General features: G+C 58.9%; 23 protein-coding genes and 1 tRNA gene. 17 read left to right on the forward strand and 7 right to left on the reverse strand.

Features of this window, described 5'->3' with window-relative positions:
• The first annotated feature begins 302 nt into the window (after window positions 1–302).
• Window positions 303–2126, forward strand: coding sequence for a BCCT family transporter (locus JT51_RS06105; protein WP_037309027.1), 1824 nt, complete (start codon window positions 303–305; stop codon window positions 2124–2126).
• A 152-nt stretch (window positions 2127–2278) separates the two neighbouring features.
• On the forward strand, window positions 2279–3826 hold the full coding sequence (locus JT51_RS06110; RefSeq protein ID WP_037309030.1) for a trimethylamine methyltransferase family protein: 1548 nt from the start codon (window positions 2279–2281) through the stop codon (window positions 3824–3826).
• A 19-nt stretch (window positions 3827–3845) separates the two neighbouring features.
• Here the strand turns inward: JT51_RS06110 and JT51_RS06115 are convergent, their stop codons facing one another.
• The 4 genes from JT51_RS06115 to JT51_RS06130 are packed head-to-tail and all read right to left on the reverse strand — an operon-like array spanning window position 3846 to window position 8318.
• Entirely contained in the window at window positions 3846–5186 is a 1341-nt protein-coding gene (locus JT51_RS06115; protein ID WP_037309032.1) for an NAD(P)/FAD-dependent oxidoreductase, read from the reverse strand.
• Window positions 5183–6679 carry an aldehyde dehydrogenase gene (locus JT51_RS06120; protein WP_037309035.1) on the reverse strand — a complete coding sequence of 499 codons (1497 nt, stop codon included), beginning with the start codon at window positions 6677–6679 and terminating at the stop codon, window positions 5183–5185. Before JT51_RS06120 ends, JT51_RS06115 begins: the two co-directional genes overlap by 4 nt.
• Before the next feature lie 3 nt (window positions 6680–6682).
• Complete coding sequence (locus tag JT51_RS06125; RefSeq protein ID WP_037309039.1) at window positions 6683–7600, reverse strand: dihydrodipicolinate synthase family protein; 918 nt, start codon at window positions 7598–7600, stop codon at window positions 6683–6685.
• A 7-nt stretch (window positions 7601–7607) separates the two neighbouring features.
• Window positions 7608–8318: a GntR family transcriptional regulator gene (locus JT51_RS06130; RefSeq protein WP_037309042.1), complete on the reverse strand. Its 711-nt coding sequence runs from the start codon at window positions 8316–8318 to the stop codon at window positions 7608–7610.
• 137 nt (window positions 8319–8455) lie between these two features.
• Between JT51_RS06130 and JT51_RS06135 the strand changes: the two genes are divergently transcribed.
• The 4 genes from JT51_RS06135 to JT51_RS06150 all read left to right on the forward strand — a co-directional run bounded on the left by JT51_RS06135 (window position 8456) and on the right by JT51_RS06150 (window position 13780).
• On the forward strand, window positions 8456–9406 hold the full coding sequence (locus JT51_RS06135; protein ID WP_037309045.1) for a GlxA family transcriptional regulator: 951 nt from the start codon (window positions 8456–8458) through the stop codon (window positions 9404–9406).
• A 411-nt stretch (window positions 9407–9817) separates the two neighbouring features.
• On the forward strand, window positions 9818–10324 hold the full coding sequence (locus JT51_RS06140; RefSeq protein ID WP_037309048.1) for a hypothetical protein: 507 nt from the start codon (window positions 9818–9820) through the stop codon (window positions 10322–10324).
• A gap of 122 nt (window positions 10325–10446) precedes the next feature.
• Window positions 10447–12078, forward strand: a complete 1632-nt coding sequence (locus tag JT51_RS06145; protein ID WP_037309051.1) for a bifunctional aspartate transaminase/aspartate 4-decarboxylase — start codon at window positions 10447–10449, stop codon at window positions 12076–12078.
• Between the two features lie 28 nt (window positions 12079–12106).
• The gene (locus JT51_RS06150; protein ID WP_037309054.1) at window positions 12107–13780 is read left to right on the forward strand and encodes an aspartate:alanine exchanger family transporter; all 1674 of its coding nucleotides are present in this window, start codon (window positions 12107–12109) and stop codon (window positions 13778–13780) included.
• A 1-nt stretch (window position 13781) separates the two neighbouring features.
• Here JT51_RS06150 and aspT read toward each other — a convergent pair whose 3' ends face one another.
• Window positions 13782–15482 carry an aspartate-alanine antiporter gene (aspT, locus tag JT51_RS06155; RefSeq protein ID WP_037309056.1) on the reverse strand — a complete coding sequence of 567 codons (1701 nt, stop codon included), beginning with the start codon at window positions 15480–15482 and terminating at the stop codon, window positions 13782–13784.
• Window positions 15483–15547: 65 nt separating this feature from the next.
• Here aspT and JT51_RS21735 point away from each other — a divergent pair, with 65 nt between their 5' ends.
• Entirely contained in the window at window positions 15548–15835 is a 288-nt protein-coding gene (locus JT51_RS21735) for a hypothetical protein (RefSeq protein WP_152563303.1), read from the forward strand.
• Here the strand turns inward: JT51_RS21735 and JT51_RS06160 are convergent.
• On the reverse strand, window positions 15764–16504 hold the full coding sequence (locus JT51_RS06160; RefSeq protein ID WP_037309057.1) for an FkbM family methyltransferase: 741 nt from the start codon (window positions 16502–16504) through the stop codon (window positions 15764–15766). The genes JT51_RS21735 and JT51_RS06160 overlap by 72 nt on opposite strands.
• A gap of 471 nt (window positions 16505–16975) precedes the next feature.
• Window positions 16976–17050, reverse strand: a tRNA-Thr gene (locus JT51_RS06165).
• 83 nt (window positions 17051–17133) lie between these two features.
• On the opposite strand from JT51_RS06165, the gene JT51_RS22075 reads away from it, so the two are divergent.
• The 10 genes from JT51_RS22075 to JT51_RS06210 all read left to right on the forward strand — a co-directional run bounded on the left by JT51_RS22075 (window position 17134) and on the right by JT51_RS06210 (window position 24396).
• Complete coding sequence (locus JT51_RS22075; RefSeq protein WP_200876067.1) at window positions 17134–17289, forward strand: hypothetical protein; 156 nt, start codon at window positions 17134–17136, stop codon at window positions 17287–17289.
• A gap of 6 nt (window positions 17290–17295) precedes the next feature.
• Window positions 17296–18564, forward strand: a complete 1269-nt coding sequence (gene murA, locus JT51_RS06170; protein ID WP_037309059.1) for a UDP-N-acetylglucosamine 1-carboxyvinyltransferase — start codon at window positions 17296–17298, stop codon at window positions 18562–18564.
• The gene (locus JT51_RS06175; RefSeq protein ID WP_037309061.1) at window positions 18561–19037 is read left to right on the forward strand and encodes a DUF2948 family protein; all 477 of its coding nucleotides are present in this window, start codon (window positions 18561–18563) and stop codon (window positions 19035–19037) included. Before murA ends, JT51_RS06175 begins: the two co-directional genes overlap by 4 nt.
• The gene (locus JT51_RS06180) at window positions 19038–19562 is read left to right on the forward strand and encodes a GNAT family N-acetyltransferase (RefSeq protein WP_051927422.1); all 525 of its coding nucleotides are present in this window, start codon (window positions 19038–19040) and stop codon (window positions 19560–19562) included. It abuts the gene before it with no gap.
• A gap of 53 nt (window positions 19563–19615) precedes the next feature.
• The gene (gene hisD, locus JT51_RS06185) at window positions 19616–20917 is read left to right on the forward strand and encodes a histidinol dehydrogenase (RefSeq protein ID WP_037309063.1); all 1302 of its coding nucleotides are present in this window, start codon (window positions 19616–19618) and stop codon (window positions 20915–20917) included.
• Between the two features lie 126 nt (window positions 20918–21043).
• Window positions 21044–21844, forward strand: a complete 801-nt coding sequence (locus tag JT51_RS06190; protein WP_037309064.1) for a hypothetical protein — start codon at window positions 21044–21046, stop codon at window positions 21842–21844.
• A 69-nt stretch (window positions 21845–21913) separates the two neighbouring features.
• Window positions 21914–22393: a UPF0262 family protein gene (locus tag JT51_RS06195; protein ID WP_037309066.1), complete on the forward strand. Its 480-nt coding sequence runs from the start codon at window positions 21914–21916 to the stop codon at window positions 22391–22393.
• Between the two features lie 3 nt (window positions 22394–22396).
• Window positions 22397–22849, forward strand: coding sequence for a low molecular weight phosphatase family protein (locus tag JT51_RS06200; RefSeq protein WP_037309068.1), 453 nt, complete (start codon window positions 22397–22399; stop codon window positions 22847–22849).
• A 2-nt stretch (window positions 22850–22851) separates the two neighbouring features.
• Window positions 22852–23241, forward strand: a complete 390-nt coding sequence (locus JT51_RS06205) for a nuclear transport factor 2 family protein (protein ID WP_081894625.1) — start codon at window positions 22852–22854, stop codon at window positions 23239–23241.
• A gap of 279 nt (window positions 23242–23520) precedes the next feature.
• Window positions 23521–24396 carry a carbon-nitrogen hydrolase family protein gene (locus JT51_RS06210; RefSeq protein WP_037309070.1) on the forward strand — a complete coding sequence of 292 codons (876 nt, stop codon included), beginning with the start codon at window positions 23521–23523 and terminating at the stop codon, window positions 24394–24396.
• The last annotated feature ends 82 nt before the right edge of the window (window positions 24397–24478 follow it).

Below are 24478 nucleotides of genomic sequence, written 5' to 3' on the forward strand. Positions count from 1 at the left end.
GCCAGAACAGGTTGCGCAGAAGGTGTATGTGTTGGTCATGTTTTGGGCCCTCGTGTCGCAAAACTGCGGAATGCGTCGGTTCCAGCCCCAACAACATGAGGCTGCTGGGATAGGCGTTTTCCCCAACGGTTGCTGCGTTGCGACAGCAGCCCGGGCATCGCGCCCGACATAACTTTCAAGGACCCACTCCGCCGGAGGATTGGTGCAAAGCGCCAAAGGATCGGGTCGAAGGAAAGAGCAGAATTGGGACGCCGCGTTTAAGCGGGCTCAACCCAACGCATACCGTCAAAACGGAGGAGATTATGTCGGTACCCGAACCATTCACGGATGTTGAGATAGAAACGGCAGATGCCGGATTCTATGAAAATTACAGCGTGCCCATCGCACTGATCAGCAAGGCCATCATGGTCGCGCTGGTGCTGTGGGCCCTTGTATTCCCGGCCAATGCGAACAGCACGCTTGGCAGCCTGAACGGCAAGCTTCTGGAGGTCTTCAACAGTTTCTACATCGTCATCGTTGGTGCGTTTTTCTTCTTTCTCGCCATCGTCGCCATCATCCCGTCCACCGGTCGCAGGATCATGGGAACGCCGGGCGAAAAGCCCGAGTTCTCGAACTTTTCGTGGTTCTCGATGATGTTTGGTGCGGGTCTTGGCGTGGGCCTGATGGTGTTCGCCACCGCCGAGCCGCTGGGCCTGTGGGGGTCGAACCCCCTGGTCGTGTCCGGCGACGTAACCGGCAATGAACCCGAAGCGATCCAATCGGCGTATCGCTATACTTTCCTGCACTATGGCTTCCACGCATGGGCGATCTACGTGGTGACGGGTCTGTCGCTGGCCTATTACGCCTATACGCGTGATATGCCTCTGACCATCCGTTCGGCGCTGACGCCGCTGTTTGGTCGTTTCGTCAACGGATTTTTCGGCCATGTGGTCGACGTTTTGGGTGTTGTTGCAACGATCCTGGGTGTGTCCGTCACCATCGGTTACGGCGTCAGTCAGTTCATCGACGGTGTCTATGCGATCACCGGCATGGGCTGGGTCATGGATCTGGGCGGCGAGGTGCCGACCCCCAGCAAGGTTGGTCTGATTGTGGGTCTGGTCGTGATCATGACCCTGTCAATCATCTCGGCTGTGTCGGGTGTAGGCCGGGGGGTGAAATACCTGTCGAACCTGAATCTGGTGCTGTCGATCATTCTGCTGGGCACCTTCGTCGTATTTGGCTCATTCGTTTTTGCCATGACCACCTATGGCACGGCGATGGTCGATTACATCCTGCACTTCCTGTCGCTCAGTTTTAATGCCTATGGCCCATTGTCGACCGAGACATTTGCGGCAGCACTGCCTGAGGCGGCGCAGGCCCATGCCAATGATCTGGTGGGCGGCGCAACCAACGCCTGGGGCAGTTTTGAGGGCTTCCGCGAAGGTCTGACAGGTGCCGCAGCCGAATTGGATGCCGAAACGCTGGCCGCAGCCTATGCCGCTGGTGAACAAGGCCGTCAGTTTGGTTGGCAAGCGGGCTGGACCACCTTCTACTGGGCCTGGTGGATCGCGTTCTCGCCCTTTGTGGGCCTGTTTCTGGCGCGTATCTCCAAGGGTCGTACAGTGCGTGAGTTCATTCTGGGCTGCGTGTTCGCACCAGCGCTGGTGTGTTTTGCGTGGATGACGGTTCTGGGCGGTACTGCGATTGATCTGGAACTGGCGGGCGCGGCAGAAGGCGCAATCATCGGGGCATCGAACACCAGCAAGCTGTTCGTGACGTTGTCCTACATGATCGACGGTGGGCTGCTGTCCATGCTGAACGTGATGTGCGTGATCCTGATCATGACCTTTCTGGTCACGTCTGCGGACTCGGGCATTTTGGTGATGAACACCATCATGTCCGGCGGCAGTCAGGAAACCGGGGTCAAGCATCGCATCATCTGGGGTGTGATCCTGACGGCTGTGATCGGTGCGCTGATCCTGGCGGCTGGGGACAACAACCCGATGGACGCCCTGCGTAACGCGATGATCATCGGCGCGTTGCCCTTTACGGTGGTGATGGGCCTGATGTGCATCGCGCTGGGCAAGGCGCTGTTCCGCGACAGTCAGCGCGATAGGCACGAGGCGGCCACGCAAGCCGCCGAGTAAGCCAACCGACAGGTTGAAACCAGCGCCGCCCCCATCCGGGGCGGCGTTTTTCGAGGCGCAAGGATGTCGCTTCCTGCAATCAGATATCGCAATCAGTTAGGTGCGATGGCCACGAATCCCCCAGTCTGGCAGATAAGATTGGAGGATTGCCCATGAACATCCGAACCGCGGCCCGCTCGGGCGGACGTGCAGCCCGCCGCGCCCTGCGCGCGGCCCCAAACTTTAACATGCTGCCCGGCCTGACCCGTGGTATCCCCTTGTGCGAGGTGATGGACGGCGCACAAGTTGAACGTATCGACAGCGCCTCGATGGATATTCTGGAAAATGTCGGCGTTCAGTTCCGCGATCCCATCGCGCTGGAGGATTGGAAGAAAGCAGGCGCGCAAGTTGACGGAGAGATGGTTTATCTGGACCGGGGTCTGGTGCGCGCGTTGATTGCCACCATTCCCGGCGATTTCACCTATCACGCGCGCGATCCGAAAAAGAACGTACGGCTGGGTGGGCCGCATTCGATCTTTGTGCCCATGACCGGTGCGCCGTTCCTGCGCGATCTGGACGATGTGCGCCGCAATCCCACGCTGGACGATCTGGCGATGTTCCACAAGCTGAGCCACATGATGCCCGCGCTGCATTCGTCGGCGCATCACATCGTCGAACCCTATGATCATCCGATCAGCCAACGCCACTTGCGCATCACCTATTCGTCGATGAAACACTCGGACAAGACATTCATGGGCATGACCACGTCGCCGAAAAACGCCGAGGACGTGATGGATATGTGCGCCATCCTGTTCGGGGAGGAGTTCATGGAAACGCACCCCGTCACCACCGGCAATTGCAACGGCAACTCGCCGCTGGTGTGGGATGAAACCATGCTGGGCGCGATGCGGGCCTTTTGTCGCCGCAATCAGCCGGTTTTGTGCTCGCCCTTCGTGCTGGGTGGGGCCAACACGCCCGCCAGTGTCCCGGCCACCGTGGCGCAGCTGAACGCCGAGGCGCTGAGCGCGCTGGCCTATACGCAGGTGATCCGCAAGGGCGCACCTGCGATTTACGGGCATTACCTGTCGACCGTGTCGATGAAATCGGGCGCGCCAATGGCGGGTACGCCCGAGATCAGCCTGATGAACTTTATGATCGGTCAGATGGCGCGGTACTATGGCGTGCCATGGCGCACCTCGAACACGCTGGGCGGGGCCAAGACGTTCGACGCACAGGCGGGGTACGAATCCGCCACCACGTTGCAGGCGGTGATGCATGCAGGGGCGAATTACATCTGGCACAGCGCAGGCTGGAACGAGGCCGGGATGCACTGTTCGGTTGCCAAGTTTATCGTCGACGCCGAACAATGCGCGATGGCCTATCGCATGGCCGAGGGTCCAAAATGGCATGATTTCGATCAGGCCCTTGCGGCGGTGCCAGATGTTGGCCCCGGCGGGCATTATCTGGGCCATCCGCACACGCAGGACAATTTCCAAAGCGCGTTCTTCATGCCTGAGATGTTCGACAACAACTCGATCGAGCAATGGCAGGCCGAAGGCGCAGTAGAAATCACCGAACGCGGGCTGAACCGGGCGCGGTCGCTGCTGGCCCAATACGAAGAGCCCCAACTGGACGAGGCCCGGAACGAGGCTTTGCTGGACTACATCGCCCGGCGCGAACGCGAAATTCCGGCAGCCGATGAGTTGAACCAGAGTTTCTGAGGCCGGCGTGCCCTTCAGGTCATTCGTCCCGGGCACGCCATTCCTTCCAGCGCAGCACGGCGTTAGCGCCGATCTCGCGGAAGGGCTGGGGCGGCAGGCGTTTGGGCTGATCCTCGACCTCAAAATGCCGGGTGATGTCCGAACTGTAGCCGCAGGCGCGTTCTGCTGCCGCGATGCCGGTCAAGGTTCCCCGCGCGGTGCCCAGCCCGTTCTGAACGCAGCCGGAATAGACGCCCGGCTCGATCTCGCGGGCGACTGCGACGCCGTTCAGGCTCAGACACAGATGCCCGGCCCAGTGGTATTCCATCTTGGTTCCGGAAAGCTGTGGAAAGCGTTGGTCGAACTTGCGCTGCATCACCCGTGAGGCTCGGGCCAGATCGCGCGGGGTTGCAGCCATGCCGGGACGCAGGGCTGCGCAGGTGCGGGTGACGATGCGATTACCGCCCTGACCGGTATCAATCCGCCGCATCGTGGTGCCCATGGGATCGGATGGCGTGATGCCCCAGCGCGGTTGCCCACCCAGTCGGGTCAACGCGTCGGCATCCAGTTCCGGTGTCATCGCCGCAAACAGGAACAACTGCATCAGCCGGTCGCTTTCGATGCCGAAACTTTCAAGATGGCCGTTGACCGTCAGGATCACCGCGCCTGTGCTGATGGCTCCGCGCAGGGTTCGCACCTGCCACGCGCCGCCTTGTTTCTCGAACCTGATCACGGCGGAGTTTTCGAACACCTGGACGCCCGCGCCAATCAACCCGGCGGCCAGCCCGCGCACATAACCCGCCGGTTGCAGCATCACCGTGCCGGGTGTGTAGAGGCCTGACCGATAGTGCCGCGACCCGGTCAGATCACGCATCTGCTGGGGGTCAAGCACTTCACTGGTTTCGCCCAGTTCAGCCAGATGTTGCGCGTAGCTGACATTATGCGCGTGTCCTGCCGCGCTGGCTGCGCCGTTCACCTTGCCTGCGGGATCAAAGTAGTTCGGGTCGATCCCGAATTGCGCGACCGCCGCGCGGGCAAAGGCTATCGCCTGTCGGTTCAGCGCGATCATCGCCGTGTCATCGCCGCCACTGGCGTAGTTGTCCGACGCCAGATCATGCGGCAGGTCGATCATAAAGCCCGAGTTCCGCCCCGCCGCGCCTTCAGCCACGCGCCCGGCCTCAAGTACGGCGACCTTGGTATCGGGCTGCAACTGTTTCAGACGCAGCGCCGCCGACAGCCCGGCAAACCCGGCGCCGACGATCACGAAGTCTGCGGTCAGATTGCCCTCCAGTTCCTGCGCGGGGGGCTGGTCGCCCAGGATGGCGCTCCAGGCCGCTGGTCCGCGGTGGACCGGCAGGGTTCTGGCGGCATAGCGTGTCAATCCACTGCCTCATCCGCGTCGTCGGCCAGATCAATCCAGATGGTTTTCAACTGGGTGTACTGATCATGGGCATGCACCGAGTTGTCGCGCCCGCCAAAGCCGGATTGTTTGTAGCCACCGAAGGGCGTTGTGATGTCGCCTTCGCCAAAGCTGTTGATTGTGACTGTGCCCGCCCGTATCGCCCGCGCGCCGCGAATGGCGCGTTTGGCGTTGGCGGTGAAGATCGAGGCGCAGAGGCCATAATCGGTGTCATTGGCCGCTTTGATCGCCTCGTCAAAGCCCGACACTTGGATCACCGACAGGACCGGGCCAAAGATCTCCTCGCGCGCCAATGGGGCGTCGTTGCCGGGGACTTCGACGACCGTAGCCTCGACAAAGCCCTTGTCGGCCTTGCCGCCGATCACCACGTTCTCGGCCTGCTCCAGATAACCGCAGACCTTGGTGTAATGTCCTTCGCTGACCAGCGCGCCCATGCGGGTTTCCGGGTCCAGCGGGTCGCCGATATTCCACTGTTTCGCGTGATGGGCGATGCGGTCCAACAGCTCTGCCTTCACATCCTTATGCACGATCAGCCGGGATGAGGCCGAGCAGTTCTCGCCCATATTCCAGAACGCGCCGTTGACCACATGGGCGGCCACGCGGTCCAGGTTTTCCGCGTCGTCCATGACGATGGCCGGGTTCTTGCCGCCCATCTCAAGCACCACCTCCTTGGCGTTGCTTTCCGCCGAATAGCTGAGGAACCGCTTGCCGGTGACGGTCGAGCCGGTGAAGGACACCATGTCGATATCCATATGCCGCCCGATGGGCTCGCCCACCTCGGCCCCGCCGCCGGGCACAACGTTCAGAACACCACGCGGGATACCGGCCTCCATCGCCAGTTCTGCCAGACGCAGGGCGGTCAGCGATGTTTCTGTTGCAGGTTTCACAACCACCGAACAGCCCGCCGCCAGCGCTGGCCCGATCTTCCACGCCAGCATCAACAGCGGGAAGTTCCACGGTAGGACAAGACCCACAACACCAATCGGTTCGCGCACTACCATGGCGATGTGATCGTCGCTGGCGGGCGAGACCTGGTCATAGATCTTGTCGATCGCCTCGGCGTGCCATTTCAGACAGTGAATTGTCTCAGGGATATCCACGGTTTCGCAGTCATAGATGGTCTTGCCGCTGTCGATGCTCTCCATCACCGCCAACTCGCGCGCATTGCGTGTCATCAGCTTGCACAGCCGGATCAGCACATCCTTGCGCTCGGAAGGGTGCAGTTTCGACCAACGGCCGTCATCAAACGCCTCTCGCGCCTTTTCGACGGCGAAATCCACATCCGCCGCGCCACAGGCGGCGACATCGGCCAGTTTGTCGCCCGTGGCCGGGTTCACCGTCGGGAACGTCTCACCCGAGATCGCGGAGCGATACCCGCCGTCGATAAAGGCCCCGGTGGGCAGGGTCAGGCCTGCGGCGATGGATTTATATTCGTCCTGTGTCAGCAATCCCATGCCTTAATCCTCCGCCACGATGTCTGCGATTTTGCGTTTTAACACCCGCGTCACCTGTTCCAGCGCGCGCTTGTCGTCCTTGTTGAGGTCTTTGAGAGGTGCCCGCACCGGGCCCGCCTCAATCCCGTTCATGGTCACACCATGTTTGATGGTCTGGATAAACTTGCCCCCCTGCTCCAGCACCCGCATCAGCGGCAGCAGGGCGGACATGATCCGGCGGCCTTTGGCGAAGTCGCCTTCGATTACGCAGGCCTGATACAGCGCCACGTGCTCGGCCGGCAGAAAGTTCGACCCGCCGCACACCCAGAATGGCGCGCCCCAGGCAAAGAACTCCAGCGCCTGATCATCCATGCCACAACCCAACTGAATATGCGGATAATCCCGCGCCAGCAGATGCACCCGGTTGATATCGCCCGAACTTTCCTTGATGCCGCAGAAGTTCCGGCTGCGGCCGACGCGGTCAAGGAACTCTTCGCCCATCATGGTGCCGGTGCGGTGCGGATAGTTGTACAGCATTACCGGCAGATCGGCGGCCTTGTCGATGGCCAGCGCGTTCAGCGCATTTTCCCGGTCGGTCGGCACCGAATAGGGCGGGCTGGCCAGCAGGATCGCATCCGCGCCAATCTCACGCGCGCCGGTGGCCAGGGCCACTGAATCCGACGTCAGCATCGCGCCGGTGCCTACGACCAGCGGCAGACGACCCTTCACTTGTTCATGTGTGAACCGCGCCAGTTCCAACCGTTCCGCAACCGTCTGGGCATAGTTCTCGCCGGTTGACCCGCCCGTGATCAGCCCATGCACGCCGTTTGCGATCAGATATTCGACCACCTGCGCCAGCGCGTCCCAATTCACGCCGCCATCGTCGAGATAGGGCGTGACCACCGGGGTATAGATCCCCTCAAATCTGAAAATCGGGTTCATTGCGTCCTCATGCAGGTTTCGACAGGGGTGGGTTGCCCATCGGGACATCCAACGCGTCAGGCATCACGAACAGCTCGATCTGGTCGCGTGACAGGTTCCAGTGGTCCTCGGCCAGCTGCGCAGCAGCCGCCTCATCGCCCGCCTCGATGGCGGCGATGATGGCGTCGTGCTGGCGGCTGGCCTCGGACAGGTTGTCGGACATCTTCGACGTTTGCGGGCGGTAAAAAGTCATCCCGATCCGGGCATGATCAATTAGTAGCCGGTTGAACGAAGGCAGCAGATAGACATTGCCCGACATCTCTCCGGTCACGTCGTGAAACCGGTTGTTGGCCAGCGCCCGATCCGCGCCGGACCCCGCGCGCAGCGCCGCCTTGAACGCCTGCTGCGCGTCTTTCAATTCATCAATCTGCGCGTGGGTGGCGTTTTGCGCGGCCAGTCGCAGGATCGCGCCATAGACCATCGGGGCCGCCAGAAAGAAATCGCGCAGGGTCGTGTATGACATCTCGGACACGCGGGCACTGCGATTGGTGCGCAGGTCCAGATAACCTTCACCCGCCAATTGCCGGAACACTTCGCGCAGCGGCGTGCGTGACAGGCCGAAGGCATCGGACAGATGCGCCTCATCCAGATCTGTTCCGGGGTGCAGGCGCAGGGTCAGGATGGACACTTTCAGGTGCTCTGTCAGCTCAGCCTTGCGGGATTTGGCGTCGTCTTTCATTCGGTCATGTCCTGTTTCGAGGCGAATCGTGGTGGCCTGATCTGTGTCACTGTGTATTCCAAGAAAATACAACTTGTATACACAAAAAAATCGTGCAGCATGGATCATCGATCAGACCAAGCCAAGCGGGACATCCAATGCGCCAGACCCGGCATGTCACATTCATCCTGATTGAGGAGTTCTCGCACCTAGCGTTTTCCTGTGCGGTAGAGCCCCTGCGGATCGCCAATCTGGTCAACGGTGACGACCTGTACGAGTGGACATTCCTATCAGAACACGGCGAACAGGCGGTCTGTTCGAATGGCTCTGTGACATTGGTGCATGGCGGGCTGAACGCCCTGCCCAGGACCGATCAGCTGTTCGTGCTGTCCGGCATCCACATGCGCCAGCACGTCACGCGCCCCTTGCTGGCAACATTGCGGCGCGAGCGGGCGCGCGGAACGGCCATCGGTGCGCTGTGTTCCGGTGCCTGGCTGCTGGCCGAGGCAGGGTTTCTGGACGGGATGCAAACCGCGATCCATTGGGAATACCACGACGCCTTCATGGAGGCATTCCCAGAGGTGAACCTTGTGCGCAGCGTCTTCGTTGCCGATGAAAAACACATCACTGCGTCTGGCGGCACCGCAACCGCAGACCTGATGCTGCACCTGATCGAACGCGACCATGGCGCAGAACTGTCGATCGCAGTGGCCGATCAGATGGTTTATAACGCGGTGCGCAATGCCACGGCCAAACAGCGCGTATCGCTGCAATCGCGCAATGGAATGCGCAATGCCCATCTTGCCAAGGCGATTCACATCATGCAGGACCGCCTTGAATCACCGGTATCTCCGTCACAAATTGCCGATGACCTTGGTATTTCAACACGTCAGCTTGAACGGCTGTTCGGCAAATACCTGAACACCTCGCCCAAGAAGTTTTTTATGGAGTTACGCCTTGAACGCGCTCAGAAGCTTTTGCTGCAGACCGAGGCGTCGGTGACCGAGGTTGCCATGGCTTGCGGGTTTGAAAGCCCCGGCCATTTTTCGCGTGTGTACCGGTCAAGTTTCGGGGTCACGCCACATGCGCAGAAAAACAAGATTGATTGACGTAATATGGGCGGGGGGAGCATCTCTGCCGTCGGACGAGCTCGGCCGGGCAGGTACTCACCCCCTATTCCCGCTCGTACCCCCTCGTTAAATTCAAACTCGTAAACTGATCAGCAGGATTATCTGTTTCTAGGCGATGAAAGGGGCATAACTATTACCAGATCGTGTCAGAGATATGTGCGGGTTGGATGAAGTCTTAATGTTCGTCGAATTTGCGTGTGTTGCCCAAAACCCGTACAATGAACAGACTTAGCATAACAAATTTGTTTAATGTTTGAGTTATATGCAGCTTTATGGCATTCAGAAATTGCCAACAATCCGACGATAACTGAAAAATATGGCAGCAATTCGCATTCGAACGCTTTTGAAAATTTCCATGTCCTCAGCAGAAGATAATGCTGGAGGACATCAATGAATCTGGAATCTCACGAAGCCGCACGTGATATCGCGCCACGGATCATCTCAATTGCTAAACGCGAGCGAGAAATCTGTGAGGCGTCGAAGGCCGCCGAAACAGCGTTCGGGCAAATTGCCGACGCGGCGTCGCCCGGTCTTGGCGTGAACGGGGATTTGCAGGACCGAGTCTATTCGATCTTTCGCTGGTATTTTCTGTCGGCTTTTTGCACGCGGATGCTGACGGAATCTCGGCACCGGCTGGAACATCAGACGCTGCAGGTCACGATGGATATCTACAGCGCCGTAAGAATGGCCATGTCTAAAACCGATATCGAAAGATCAATGGCCTTGGTCAGCACCGAACGCACATCGCCAACCCAGGTGCGGGTAAATGACATCGGTGGCCGTGGACATTCGGTTGGTTGGATCGCCGCGGGGCTGCATGAACAGGGCAGGGGTTTCCCGGGCGAGATCAAAAACTCTCTGGCCGGGGCGCTGGCCGCGCTGAAGCGGTTGCACTGAAACAGCGCCACCAGAATGCCAAACGTGGCAATGGTTGCTTATTGAACAGTTTACACAGGCACATTCCCTTTCGTACGATCCGGTATAATTCATCCGATTGATTTACTTAAGGGTTTGAAGCCATGTCAGAAACACTGGACCTGCATAAGTACGAAAACCTCAGCCCGTTCGAAATCAAGGACGAGCTTATCAAGCTGGCTCAAAAGGAAACGCGCGGTTCGGCCCATTCTTATCTGAATGCGGGGCGCGGCAACCCCAACTGGATCGCGACCAAGGCCCGATCTGCGTTCTTCCTGCTGGGGCAATTCGCACTGACCGAGGCGCAGCGGCATCGCAATGAGCCGCAGGTCGGGCTGGCCGGCACACCGCAAGGACCGGGGAGTTACGACCGGCTCAAAGCCTATTGCACCGCACCTGAGGGGCAAAATGCGCCTCCGGGTGCGGATACGCTGGTATCCGCGGTGGACTTTGCCATTCAGAAGTTTGGCTTTACCCCGGATGATTTCGTGCTGGAGCTGACCGACAGTGTCATTGGCGACCACTATCCGATGCCGGACCGGTGCCTTAAGCATAACGAAGTGATCGTGCATGAATACCTGATGTGGGCCATGTGCGCGGGGCATCGGCCGGACGTCAAATTCGACCTCTACGCGGTTGAGGGCGGAACCGCCGCGATGTGCTATATCTTCAAGGCGCTCAAGAACCAGCGATTGCTGAATGCGGGCGATACAATCGCGCTGGGCACGCCGATCTTTACACCCTACCTGGAAATGCCGGTGCTCGAAGATTACGGGCTGAATGTCATCGACGTGTCATCCGAGGAAGAGGACCATTTCCAGCTTACCGATGATGACCTTGAACAGCTCGCCGACCCAAAGGTCAAAGCGCTGTTTCTGGTCAACCCGGGCAACCCGTCCTCGGTTGCCATCAGCCCCGAGGTTCTGGCCCGGCTGGTCGAATTCGTCAAAACCCGCCGTCCCGACCTGATCATCCTGACAGACGACGTTTATGGCACTTTTGTGCCGAACTTTCAGTCGGTGATGGGGCATCTGCCTGAAAATACGATCGGCGTTTATTCCTATTCCAAGTATTTCGGCTGTACCGGTTGGCGGCTGGGTGTGATCGCGGTTGCGGAAAACAACATCTTCGACCGGATGATCGCCGATGCGCCCACAGAAACCAAAGCCGTCGTCAACGCCCGCTACACGCCGCTGACACCCGATCCGTCGAATTTCAAGTTCATCGACAGGATTGTGGCCGACAGCCGCGATGTCGCGCTGAACCACACCGCAGGTCTGTCATTGCCGCAACAGGTGATGATGACGTTGTTTTCGCTGGTCGAGTTGATGGACGAGGATAAAAGCTATCAGGCGTTTTGCCGTGGGATTCTGGAACACCGGTTCACCGAAATGGTCGAGGGGATGGGGATCGAAGTGGCCGAGAACCCGCTGTACGACCGCTATTACGGAATCATAGATTTCGAATTCTGGCTGCGCAAATACGTGGGCGAAGAGGTGGTCGGCTGGATCAAGGACAACGTTCATCCGTTGGATATTTCGTTCAAGCTGGCACAGGATCATGGGATTGTTCTGTTGAACGGGTCCGGATTTGACGCGCCGAACTGGTCGGCACGGGTGTCCTTTGCCAATCTCGATGACAGCGCCTATCGCCAGATCGGGCGCGCGGTTCGGGCGGTGGCCATCGGATATGTGCAGGCCTATCGCGCCTCGAAAGGGATGCCGCTGCACGGCTGAACAGGGGCTGCAAAAAAGGTAAGTCTGCATGGAACTGATTGGCGCAATCTTTGGCGCACACCCCGAACTGGCCCTGTTTTGTAGCCTCGCCATGGGCTACGCGATGGGAAAGATCACAATCGGCTCGTTCACCGTTGGATCGGTGGCGGGCTGTTTGCTGGCTGGCGTATTGGTCGGGCAGACCGGGGTGGTCGTGTCAGACGACCTGCAACAAGCCTTCTTTTTGCTGTTTCTATTTTCCATCGGATACCGAACCGGGCCACAATTTTTTCGATCCCTGAACTTTGGGGCGCTGCCGCAGATCGCGATCACGGTGCTGCTTTGTGGTGTGGCACTGTTGGTTGCGGTGCTGCTGGCATCTCTGATGGGATTGCCGGTGGGGATTGCCGCCGGGCTTTTGGCGGGCGGGGTTACCGAAAGCGCAACGCTGGGCGTGGCCATCGACGCCTTTGCCAAAACCGGTGCCGACGAGGCGGCGCAGCAGATATTCGACGGGGAAATCGCCACCGGATTTGCAGTGGCTTATTTCGTCGGGGTCATCGCCACAATCTTTTTCCACACTCAGCTAGCCCCACGGTTCTATGGCCGGTCGCTGAAAGAAGCCTGTGCTGAACATGAGGCCGAACTGGACGATCAGGACACCCCGATGGTGTCCGAACACCGCGATTTTGAGGCCCGCGCCTATCGCATCAACCCTGAATTCGCGGGCCAAACGGTGGCCGAGGTTGAGGCGCGGGTGCCCCCGCATGTCCGCGCTTTCATTGACCGCGTGCGCCGAGATAACAGGCTTCTTCCCACCACGCGGGACATGGTCCTGCACAAGGGTGACATCGCCGCGATTGCCGGGATGCGATCCTATCTGATCGACCACGCGGATATGCTGGGGGATGAGGTCGAAGACCCCGAACTTTTGGATCTGCCTGTGGAAACCAGCGATATCGTCGTCACCAACAGCGCGGTGGTCAACCAAACCCTGGGCGAGCTATCGACCCGCCCCGAGGCGCGCACCGTCTTTCTGCGCGGGATCATGCGCAGCGGTGAACGGCTGCCGATCTTTCGTGGAGTGACCCTGCACAAGGGGGACGTGCTGACTGTCTCGGGCACCCGCAACCATATCCAGGATGCGGCTGACAAGCTGGGCTATCTGGATCGGGACACGAATAAGACCGACATGGTCTTTGTTGCGTTTTTCATTCTTTTGGGCGGGCTGATTGGTATTCCGGCACTGAAATACGGCGCGGTTGAACTGGGGCTTGGCACTTCGGTCGGTGTGTTGCTGGGCGGTCTGGTGGCGGGTTGGCTGCGCTCGGTCCGCAGAACGTTTGGGTTTGTGCCCGAAGCAACGCTGTGGATTTTCGATTCCGTGGGGTTGTGCGTATTCGTGGCCTGTGTGGGCATAACCTCGGGGCCCAGTTTTGTGACCGGAGTCCTGGAGAGCGGACCGTCGTTGATCTTAGGGTCGGTGGCTATCGTTGTCTTTGCCCACGGATCGGCGATTTTTGTCGGCCACAAGGTGTTTGGAATAAACGAGGGCGTGTTGGCGGGCACCTGCTGCGGGGCCGGAACATCCGCCCCGGCGTTGGCCGCTGTTCAGGAGGCCGCGCAAAGCCAGGTGCCTACATTGGGTTATGGCCTTGGCTATGCGGTGGGCAACGTGCTGCTGGCCCTGTGGGGATCGGTCATCGTGATCCTGCTGATGTAGCTTACGGCACAAACGCCACGACCAGCGGCCCCCAAAGCGTCAGGAAGATGTTCGCCACCGCATAGGTCATGGTGAACGCGGGCGTAGGTGTGGAGTTGCCCGTTTTTTCCAGCAATGTCGCAAAGCCGGGGTTGCCGGACCGGGACCCGGTTACAACCGCGCAGGCCTCAACCGGGTTTTTGATGCGCAGGGCGAAATAGTTGATCGGGAACTGCACGATCATGGGCATCAGCGTGACGACGAAGCCCAACAGCAACAGGGTGATCCCGTATTCCTGAATCGCCTGCAACGCGGGCTGCCCGGCGTTCAGGCCCACCACCCCGACAAATACGGCCAGACCAAAGCTTTGCAGGAAATCCGCCGCGCCCCGGTTGATCCCGCCGATCTTGGGCCGCCGGATACGCATGTAACCGATGATCAAGCCGGTCACCAGACATCCAAGACCGGACCCAAGGGCGACTTTTGTCCCCGCAATGACAAAGCTGATTTCCCCGATCAGATAGCCGATGGTCACACCGATCCCCAAGGCGATAAAATTCGTGACCGAGGCAGAAGGGGGCACATAGCCCGCCATCTTTGCCACCCGGTTCAGATCGTCCTTGTGGCCCACAATGCTGATCTCATCGCCGGCATGGATCTCGGTGTTGTGCAGCACGGGGATGTCATGCCCCATGCGGGTGATCTTTGAGATATGAACGCCACGGCGCTGATCTGCAGTCAGCGCGTCGCGCAGGTCCGCAAGGGTTTTCCCGGCCAGCTTGCGATTGGTGACCACCACGTTGCGCCGTTCTTCCACGATGGTCAGCTCCGGAGGGTACTCTCCGACCTCGCTGCCTGCCGCGCCTTCGAACCGCGTCAGTGCCGCGACAAGACCCGAGACAACGATCACGTCGCCCGCGCTGATTACGGTGTCCGGTGTCGGATCCTGCGGGGCACCGTCGCGCAACAGCCGTTCAACGACAAGGTCCCCGTCATATCCGGCCTCTATGGCTTTGACCGACTGGCCCGCGACGGGTGCGCCATCGTTGACCTGATAGGCGCGGGCCTCAAAGCGGTTCATCGGAAGGAACTCGCCTTCCTCAAGCTTGCGACCGCCGCCGCTTAGCTTTTGGGCAAGTTTGATCGCTTCTTGCCGCAGATCGCAGCGCATGATGATCGGGATGATACTGACGGCCAATATCGGCCCGATCGAACCGAAGATGTAGGTCACCGAATATCCAACAGCGATGTTGGTCTTTAGCTTTTCAGCCTCGTCCGAGGCCAGCCCCAGCAGGTCGATGGCATTTCCAGCGGTGCCGATAATGGCCGATTGCGTCAACCCACCGGCTGCCAGCCCGGCCGCCAACCCCTTGTCCAGCCCGGCCCAGCGGGCCACGACGATGACAAAGAACAACCCCCACAGGGTCATCATGAACGCGGCCAACAACTTGGTCAGAGCGGTTCGGTTCAGCGCCGCAAAGAACTGTGGCCCGCCATTGTAGCCGACCATGAAAATAAACAATGAAAAGAATATGTTCTGAACATCCGTGCTGAGGTTGATGCCGCCGATCTGCCCAACGAACACCGCCACCAGCAACGTGCCCGCGATCCCGCCCAGTTCGAATTTGCCGACCCTGAATTTGCCGACGCCGTATCCCAGACCCAGACACAAAAAAAGCGCCATGATCGGAAAGGCGCGGAGCTGTTCGGTGACTAATTCCATTTTTTAATCCCCAGGTTGCGACTCTGGCATGTCCAGTGCCGTGCCGGCACCTCAGGACGCTGATAATGCTTGAGAAATTGAATGATCCCGATGCGTCGAAAACAGGTAAGCACCGGTTGCGGATTCTGTCAAACTTCGACAGCTTCGTTTTTGTGAATATTTTTGGCAAGAAAGAGGGCCACGCGCCAAGACGCGTGACTGACCAGATTGAAACGACAATAGGTCTGGCATTGCTTGTCGTGCGGACCGCAACAGATCCGCAGTTCAGGTGCCATAGCGGCTCATTCCTTATCCACTGGCTTCTTTTGACCGAAAACCAGCAGGTCGGTCTGCGCGGAAATATCATCGAATGACGCCGCAGACAGCGGCGCGCAACCGTTACCGAAATCCACGACATTGGCGTAGTTATCAAAAAGAATGTCGCGCAAGCGCCGGTTCTCTGAAGCGGTTGGTTGTGGCGTATACTCCAGATAAATCGGCGGGTTCAAACGGCCCAGTGTTTCAAGGGCACCTTCCAGGACCTGCGTTTCATGCCCCTCGACGTCCAGCCAAATCAGTCGAAGATCGTCCAGATTATCCAGCCCATCCACCGTGATGACGTCTACGGATACGCCCTGTCCGCCGTTTTCAACAAACCGGGACCCGCCGCTGTTCAATTCGTCGTGCATAAATGGCAGGGTTCCGGGCGACGATGACGCGCCAGCATTCACCAGCTCTACCTGATCACTCAGCCCGTTTATTCGAACATTCTTCGACAGCAAGTCGAAATTGATCGGGTCGGGTTCGATGGCGATCGCGCGCGAGCACGGAATATCCTTGAAGAAATAAACCGTGTGCGTCCCAATGTTCGCCCCGATTTCAAGGATGAGACCACCGGCGATATCAATACCCGACCCGCGCAGAAACTGAGTGATCTGGAACACCGGCTCGCGACTGAATGCGCCAGTCAGGGTAATCTGCTCGCCGATGACATCATGAGGATAGTACACCAGCGAATGATCGTTCAGATCGCGGTAGAACATGACCTGATTGGAGCGAAAACTTCGCAGTATCTCACGTCTGATTTTGGCATTCGAAAGTGCAATGTTGCTAAGGCGTTTCGCCAAGTTTGTTCGTAAGCCCATTGGGCACCTTTTTGTTGCGGGCAATAGCCCGGGATTCGATTTGGCATATTGGACCTGTCAGGCTGCGATCCGGTCGGTGCCAAGATTACTGCGTGCAACTTAAAGAACAACAGGTCCTTAACAGCAATCAAGAGATCATGCATTGTCCGGCGATGTGAACTTTTGGGTGCATCATGGGCCGAGACCCAGCGTCGGATCGCGAATATGGGCGCGCAGTTCGAATCCCCGCCGGAACGGATTATGTTCCACTAATTATTGTCTTTAACTATTGTAGGTATCAAAAAGGCCACTGTGTAAGATTGCTGTGCGACAATCCGCACTCGCACGCCTGTGGCACGGTGTAAATCGTTGATGAAAATAAGGAAATCATGGTGCTGCTGGAGAGAATCGAACTCTCGACCTCTCCCTTACCAAGGGAGTGCTCTACCTCTGAGCTACAGCAGCGCTGTGGGCGGGTGATTAGACTCAAACGAAACGGGGCGCAAGGGTGTCTGGACGGTTTTTTTCGCCTCCTGTAGAGAAAGGTAATGGCAGAGAAAAATTCACCCAAAAAACACGGCAAATCCGGGGACGCGCGCGAAGAGCGGCTGAAAGCGGCGCTCAAGGCGAATATGGCGCGGCGCAAGGCGCAGGCCAAGGCGCGCGCGACCCAAAACGACAGTGCCGACAAGGACGAGGGATAAGAGCAGATGGATTCGATTCTGGTAACGGGCAATGGGCCGCTGAACGGTCAGATACCGATTGCGGGGGCCAAGAACGCGTGTTTGACGCTGATGCCCGCAACATTGTTGAGCGAAGAACCGCTGACGCTGACCAATGCGCCGCGCCTCAGTGACATCAAGACCATGACGGCTTTGCTGCAATCGCTGGGGGCCGAAGTGTCCTCGTTGCAGGATGGTCAGGTGTTGGCGATGTCCAGCCATGATCTGACCAGTCAGACGGCGGATTATGAGATCGTGCGCAAGATGCGGGCGTCCAACCTGGTGTTGGGACCGTTGCTGGCGCGGTTTGGGGAAGCAGTAGTGTCGTTGCCCGGTGGCTGCGCGATCGGTGCGCGGCCCATGGACCTGCATGTCGAAGGACTGGAGGCGCTGGGTGCCGAGATCGAGTTGCGGGACGGCTACCTGCACGCCAAAGCGCCGGGCGGGTTGAAGGGTGCCGTGCATGAGATGCGCTTTGCCTCGGTCGGGGCGACGGAAAACATCGTCATGGCCGCCACGCTGGCCAAGGGCACCACGGTTTTGAAAAACGCCGCGCGCGAGCCCGAGATCGTCGATCTGGTGGACTGCCTGCGCAAGATGGGCGCGCAGATTTCGGGCGAGGGCACCCCGACCATCGAAATTCAGGGCGTTGACCGGCTGCACGGTGCGACCCATCAGGTTGTCACCGACCGGATCGAGTTGGGCACTTATATGCTGGCCCCAGCCATGTGCGGCGGCGAGGTTGAGCTGTTGGGCGGTCGGATGAAACTGGTCGAATCCTTTGCGGCCAAACTGGATGTGGCCGGGGTTCATGTCGAAGAGACCGAAAAGGGCCTGAAGGTTGCCCGCAAGAACGGGCGCGTCAGCGCGGTGGATGTGGTGACCGAACCCTTCCCGGGCTTCCCGACCGATTTGCAGGCACAGATGATGGCGCTGATGTGCACGGCCGAGGGGACATCGGTTCTGGAAGAGCGCATCTTCGAGAATCGCTTTATGCACGCCCCGGAACTGGTGCGGATGGGCGCGGAAATCGAGGTGCATGGTGGTACGGCCACGGTCACGGGCGTTGACCGGCTGAAAGGCGCACCGGTGATGGCGACAGATTTGCGGGCCTCGGTCTCGTTGATTCTGGCCGGGCTTGCAGCCGAAGGCGAAACAACGATCAGCAGGGTCTATCATCTTGACCGCGGATATGAGCATGTTGTGCGCAAGCTGGAAGGCGTGGGCGCAAAGATTGAACGGATCAAAGGTCAATGACAGACGCAAGTTTTGAAGACGGGCGCGAAGCCCCGCTGAATCTGGGCGCGCAGGATACGGATGACCTGCAGGTCATCTCGACCCTTGCGCAGGACGCGGTGTTTCCGGTGACCGAGATGACGTGGCAACCCGCAAAGCGCCGGTTCGGCCTGCTGCTGAACCGGTTCCGCTGGGAAGACAAGGACGCCGCCGCCCGCCGGGATCGGCGGTTTGAGCGTGTTCAGTCCGTTCTGGTCTTCGATTCGGTGCTGTCCGTGGCCAGTCAGGGCATCGACCGCAGCGACAAGGACTTGATCCTGTCGTTGCTATCGGTGGACTTTGAGGCCGTCGAAGACGGTGCCGGTCAGGTCTTGCTGACACTGGCGGGCGACGGGGCCATCCGGCTAAAGGTAGAGGCGCTGGATGCCACGCTCAAAGATGTGACGCGGCCGTATCTGGCACCTTCGGGTCAGGCACCGCATCACCCCGAATAGATGCAGAACAAGCGCGGCATATCTCAGGCGTTTTCACAAACCCCAACCGGGGTGATCCTGCGCCGCGCGACCGTTTTTGACGTGTTCGATCTAAGCCGGGTTCTGATCCGGTCGATCACTGTGCTGTGCCGGGCGGATCATCAGGATGATCCGCTGGCCATCGCGCAATGGATTGCGAACAAGGACCCGGCGACGATCCGGGGCTGGATCACCGGCGGAGCGCAGATTTGGCTGGCGGAATGTGCGGGGCAGGTTGCCGCAGTGGGAGGTCTGCATGATGCTGAGATCACCTTGCTTTACATTGACCCGGATCATGCCGGGCATGGCATTGGCGCTGCCTTGTTGCATCGTATGGAACTGGACCTGATCGCCGCAGGACATTCCGAGGCCCGGCTTGAGGCGACGCGCACGGCCCAAGCGTTTTATCAGCGGCACGGCTGGCAGCCTACGGGGCACTGCAGCGACCGGCAGGCCCTTTCCTGTTTGACAATGCGCAAATCGCTGCACCCTGCCGAGAAGGGTTGAGGCCAGCCCATCCCGGCGATATGTCCCGAACAAACGTCCCGGAGTGCCAGATCATGCCCGTTTTCCTCGACACCACGCTGCCCGATTTCGAACCTGCCTTTCAGGCGCTGTTGTCGGCCAAGCGCGAAGACAGCCCGGATGTGGACGCCGTCGTGGCGCAGATCATCGACGATGTGCGTACCCGGGGTGATGCCGCTGTTCTTGAGCTGACGGCCAAATTCGACCGGCTTGAACTGACGCCCAAGACGCTGACCTTTTCCGCCGACGAAATCACCGACGCGGTCGCCCGGGTTTCGGACGAAGACCGCGCAGCACTCGAGCTGGCTGCCAAACGCATCCGCGCCTATCACGCAAAACAGATGCCCGAGGATTGCCAGTGGACCGATCCGGCAGGAGCGACGCTGGGCTGGCGCTGGTCGGCGGTGTCGGCGGCGGGTCTGTATGTGCCGGGGGGGCTGGCCTCTTACCCGTCTTCGGTTTTGATGAATGCGATCCCCGCCAAGGTGGCCGGGGTCGAGCGGCTGGCCATCGCCGTGCCCACACCGGACGGGCAGGTGAATCCGCTGGTTTTGCTGGCGGCGCAGCTGTCCGGGGTGGATACGATCTATCGCATGGGTGGCGCGCAGGCGATTGCGGCGCTGGCCTATGGCACCGAGACTGTCGCGCCGGTGGATAAGATCACTGGCCCCGGCAACGCCTTTGTTGCCGCTGCCAAACGTCGTGTGTTCGGCAAGGTGGGCATCGACATGATCGCTGGCCCGTCCGAGATTCTGGTCATCGCCGACAAGGACAACGATCCCGACTGGATCGCGCTGGATTTGCTCAGCCAGGCCGAACACGACGAAAGTGCGCAATCTATCCTGATCACCGATGATGCCGCGTTCGGGCGGGCCGTGGCCGATGCCGTTGAAAAGCGTTTGGAAACCCTGCAACGCCGCGCAATTGCCGGACCCAGCTGGCGCGATTTTGGCGCAGTGATCACGGTGCGCGATCTGGACGAGGCCGCGGCCCTGTCAAACCGCATCGCCCCTGAACATCTGGAACTGTGCGTGGCCGATCCGGTCAGCCTCAGCCAGAAAACCGTTCACGCGGGTGCGATATTTCTTGGCCAATACACCCCCGAGGCCATTGGGGATTATGTCGGTGGCCCCAATCACGTCCTGCCCACCGCGCGCTCGGCCCGGTTTTCCTCTGGCCTCAGCGTGATGGACTTCCTCAAGCGCACAACGCTCAGCCAAATGACGCCAGAGGCACTGCGTGCCATCGGCCCCGCTGCCGAGAAACTGGCGCAATCCGAAAGCCTTGAGGCGCACGGGTTGTCTGTTACGGCGCGGCTCAAGCGCCTTAACGGTTGATCTGCCTATATGGCCGTCAGGCCACACCCGGCCTGATCCTGAGAGGTGCTGTTCGGAATGGGCTTGAACCATGCCGCCTTTCTGCGGCGCTTTAGCAGCGATAACCGGGCAAAAAAGGAGCCTTGAGTGGAACGCGTGGCAACCCTGTGGATCGGCAAACGGTTCAGCTTTCTGGAACATCTGTGCCTGAAATCCTTTGCGGATGTCGATCAGAAACCCATCGTCTACCACTATGGTGAGCTTGAGGACATTCCCGCCTATGTCGAAGCCCGCGATGCCCGAGAGATCTTTGATGCCCCTGAAATCTACCGTGATCCAATTAACCGATCCGTGGCCGTACATGCGGATTTGTTCCGGCTAAAGCTTATGCTGGAAACGGATTTCATATGGGTCGACGCAGATGCCTACGCGCTGAGACCGTTTGAAACCAAACAGGGCTATTTGTTTCCGGTGGGAAATCGAAAGAAACAACGCCTTATGAATGGTGTGTTGGCTTTTCCGTCTGGCAGCCCGGCCTTGCGGAAGATGTGCGATTTTGCCTTTGAGAGCGATCTGGTGCCGCCCTGGTGGCCGGAGATGGAGAAACAGGCGTATCAAAGTATTTTCGGTAAATCCACGTATTGGAGCCTGCCTCTGTTCAGCCTCGGCCCACCCATGCTTTATCATTTCGTATCGCAAAGTGATGAAGGGTCAATGGCAACATCCCGTACAGAACTATACTCGATTCCGCCCCGATACCGTAGTTTGTGGAACGATCCCGATATGTCGAAACTTGATTTCCTCGAATGGCAGGACAAGATGTCGATTCACTTTTATGGGTCTTGGTTCAGGCGCATGTATGCCGGTGTGCTAGACTTTAATCCCGGTTCACTAGTGGATCAGTTGTTGAAAAAACATGAAATTGATCCTGCCGAACATCCGATTTGACTTTTTCCCACGTTGTTCATTGTTTTTTCTTGCGATAAGTCTGATCCGACCTGAACGGACCAGACGCCCATGACCCGCATTTCACATATCGAACTGGATGACCGAAACCTGCCCCCGCCGACCCCCGAGATCGAGCAGGAACGCAAGGTTGCGATTTATGATCTGCTCGAAGACAACAGCTTTGCGCTGCCTGTCCGCGACGACCGGGTGGTGCCGGATGGCCCCTATCACCTGCAGCTGTCGATCCGCGAAAAGCGACTTGTCTTCGACATCGCCACCGAGGCCAGCGAAAAAGCGGCTGAGTTTCACTTGTCTCTGGGTCCATTCCGGCAGGTGGTCAAAGACTATTTCCAGATCTGCGAAAGCTATTTTGACGCGGTGAAATCGCTGCCGCCCAGTCAGATCGAAACCATCGACATGGCCCGGCGCGGGATTCACAACGAAGGCAGCCGGGTACTGCAGGAACGGCTGGAAGGTAAGGCTGAAATTGATATCGACACGGCCCGCCGCCTTTTCACGCTGATTTGCGTGCTGCATTTCGGAGGGTAACGCGTGAAGGCTTTGCCGCAGTCGGTCCTGTTTTGTTGCGACCATAACGCGGTGCGGTCCCCCATGGCCGAGGGGATTATGAAAAAGTTCTATGGCACAGGCACTTACGTGCAATCTGCCGGTGTCCACAACGATCTGGAAATTGACGGCTTCAGCATTGCGGCCTGCCACGAGGTTGGCGTCGAGCTGTCCCGCCACCGGTCGCGGTCCTTCGACGAGATGGAACAATGGGGCGATGACCTCAGTTCTTTCGACCTGATCGTCGCCCTGTCCCCGGCCAGTCAGCGCAAGGCGCTGGAACTGACCCGGATTTTCCATCTGGATGTCGATTATTGGCCGATAATGGACCCCACCGGAATGGGCGAGACCCGCGAACAAAAGCTACATCACTACCGACAGACCCGCGATCAGATCATCAAGCATCTGAAAGACCGCTGGGGCGAACCTACGGAGTGACCATTAACCGGACCGTCAAAACCTATTTTGATGCCTTCAATGCCGGTAATGTCGATGCCATGCTGGCCTGCCTGTCCGACGACGTGGCCCATCACGTAAACGAAGGCCAGATTCGGGTCGGCAAAGAGAAATTCGCCGCCTTCTGCGCCCATTTGAACCGCTGCTACCGCGAGACCCTGACCGATATCGTGGTGTTCGAGGCCGAAGGCGGTTCCCGCGCTGCGGCTGAGTTTATCGTGAACGGTACCTATCTGGAAACCGACGACGGCTCTGCCCATACACGGCATTGCACGAACTGCCGAACTGCAGAATTCGCAAGAGAAAAGATGGTAGCGACCCATACGTTAGAACGCCATCGTCAAGACAAGGGGCTGACGGGTATCACTTTATAGCGAACCATGACTTTGTTTTCATAGTGGATAACCTTCCATCCCTAGAACAAGCAAGAGCTTTTGAAAGTGGCCTGAGGCAGTATCAAAGTGACTACTGTCGCGTCTCAAGTTGATTGTGAGGAAGTCATTGTAATCGATTGGTCACTGCTTGTTCAAAGGTGCGTTCTGGGCTCAAAGCGGAAGTCACCGCTTATTCGTCTGAAGCGGCAAGATCGCTCTATACAGCCTGCAATTTCACCCTCTACTGTAACAAAAATCTACTTCCAGGGGCATCGCGCAATGAAAGTCGCAACCGCCGCATACAACCTCGACTGGCTCGACAGTTGGGCGCAGTACGAGGACAAGCTGGACCGCTGGGTCGCGCAGGCCGCCGGGCAGGGGGCCGAGTTGTTGGTTTTTCCCGAATACGGCGCGTTGGAGGTGTCGACGCTGGACGGGGCCGAGGATGCCGGTGATCTGGAACGCTCAATCAGCGCGGTTTCGGATCGGATGGAGGACGTACAACGCCTACACGCTCGCCTTGCGAAAGAGTACAACACATACATTCTGGGCGCATCCGCCACGGTGATCGCCGGACCGGGTCGCCCGGTGAACCGTGCCGCGATTTATGCGCCGGATGGTGGGCAAGACCATCAGGACAAGCAGATCATGACCCGGTTCGAGCGCGAGGTCTGGGACATTGCGCCTGGTGGACCGTTGAAATTATTCGACACTGCACTTGGAAAAATCGGTGTTCTGATTTGCTATGACAGCGAGTTTCCCTTGCTGGGCCGTGCTTTGCAGGACGCTGACCTGATCCTTGTTCCGTCGTGTACCGAGGCTTTGTCAGGCTATTGGCGCGTCCGCATCGGGGCAATGTCACGCGCGCTGGAAAATCAATGTGTTACGGTGATGGCGTCCCTGGTCGGCAGCAACGATTGGTCCCAATCCGTGGACATGAACACTGGCACGGGTGGCATATTCGGCCCGCCCGATAGGGGCTTTCCACCGACCGGGGTGCTGGCCGAGGGCACCCTGAACCAACCCGGCTGGACCTATGCCGACGTCGATCTTGCGACCATTGCCGACGTCCGCGCGGATGGTCACGTGTTGAACCGAACCCACTGGGACGAACAGACCCCCGGGGCTGTTTCAGTCACAATATCCTCTCTTTAGGTGATTCCGCCCTTGAAATAAGGGCCAAATAGGCTCATTTAGGCGCACATCCCCGCAGATTCTGCGGGTGCAACGTAATTAT

Source organism: Ruegeria halocynthiae, assembly GCF_000743705.1.
Lineage (GTDB): Bacteria > Pseudomonadota > Alphaproteobacteria > Rhodobacterales > Rhodobacteraceae > Ruegeria > Ruegeria halocynthiae_B.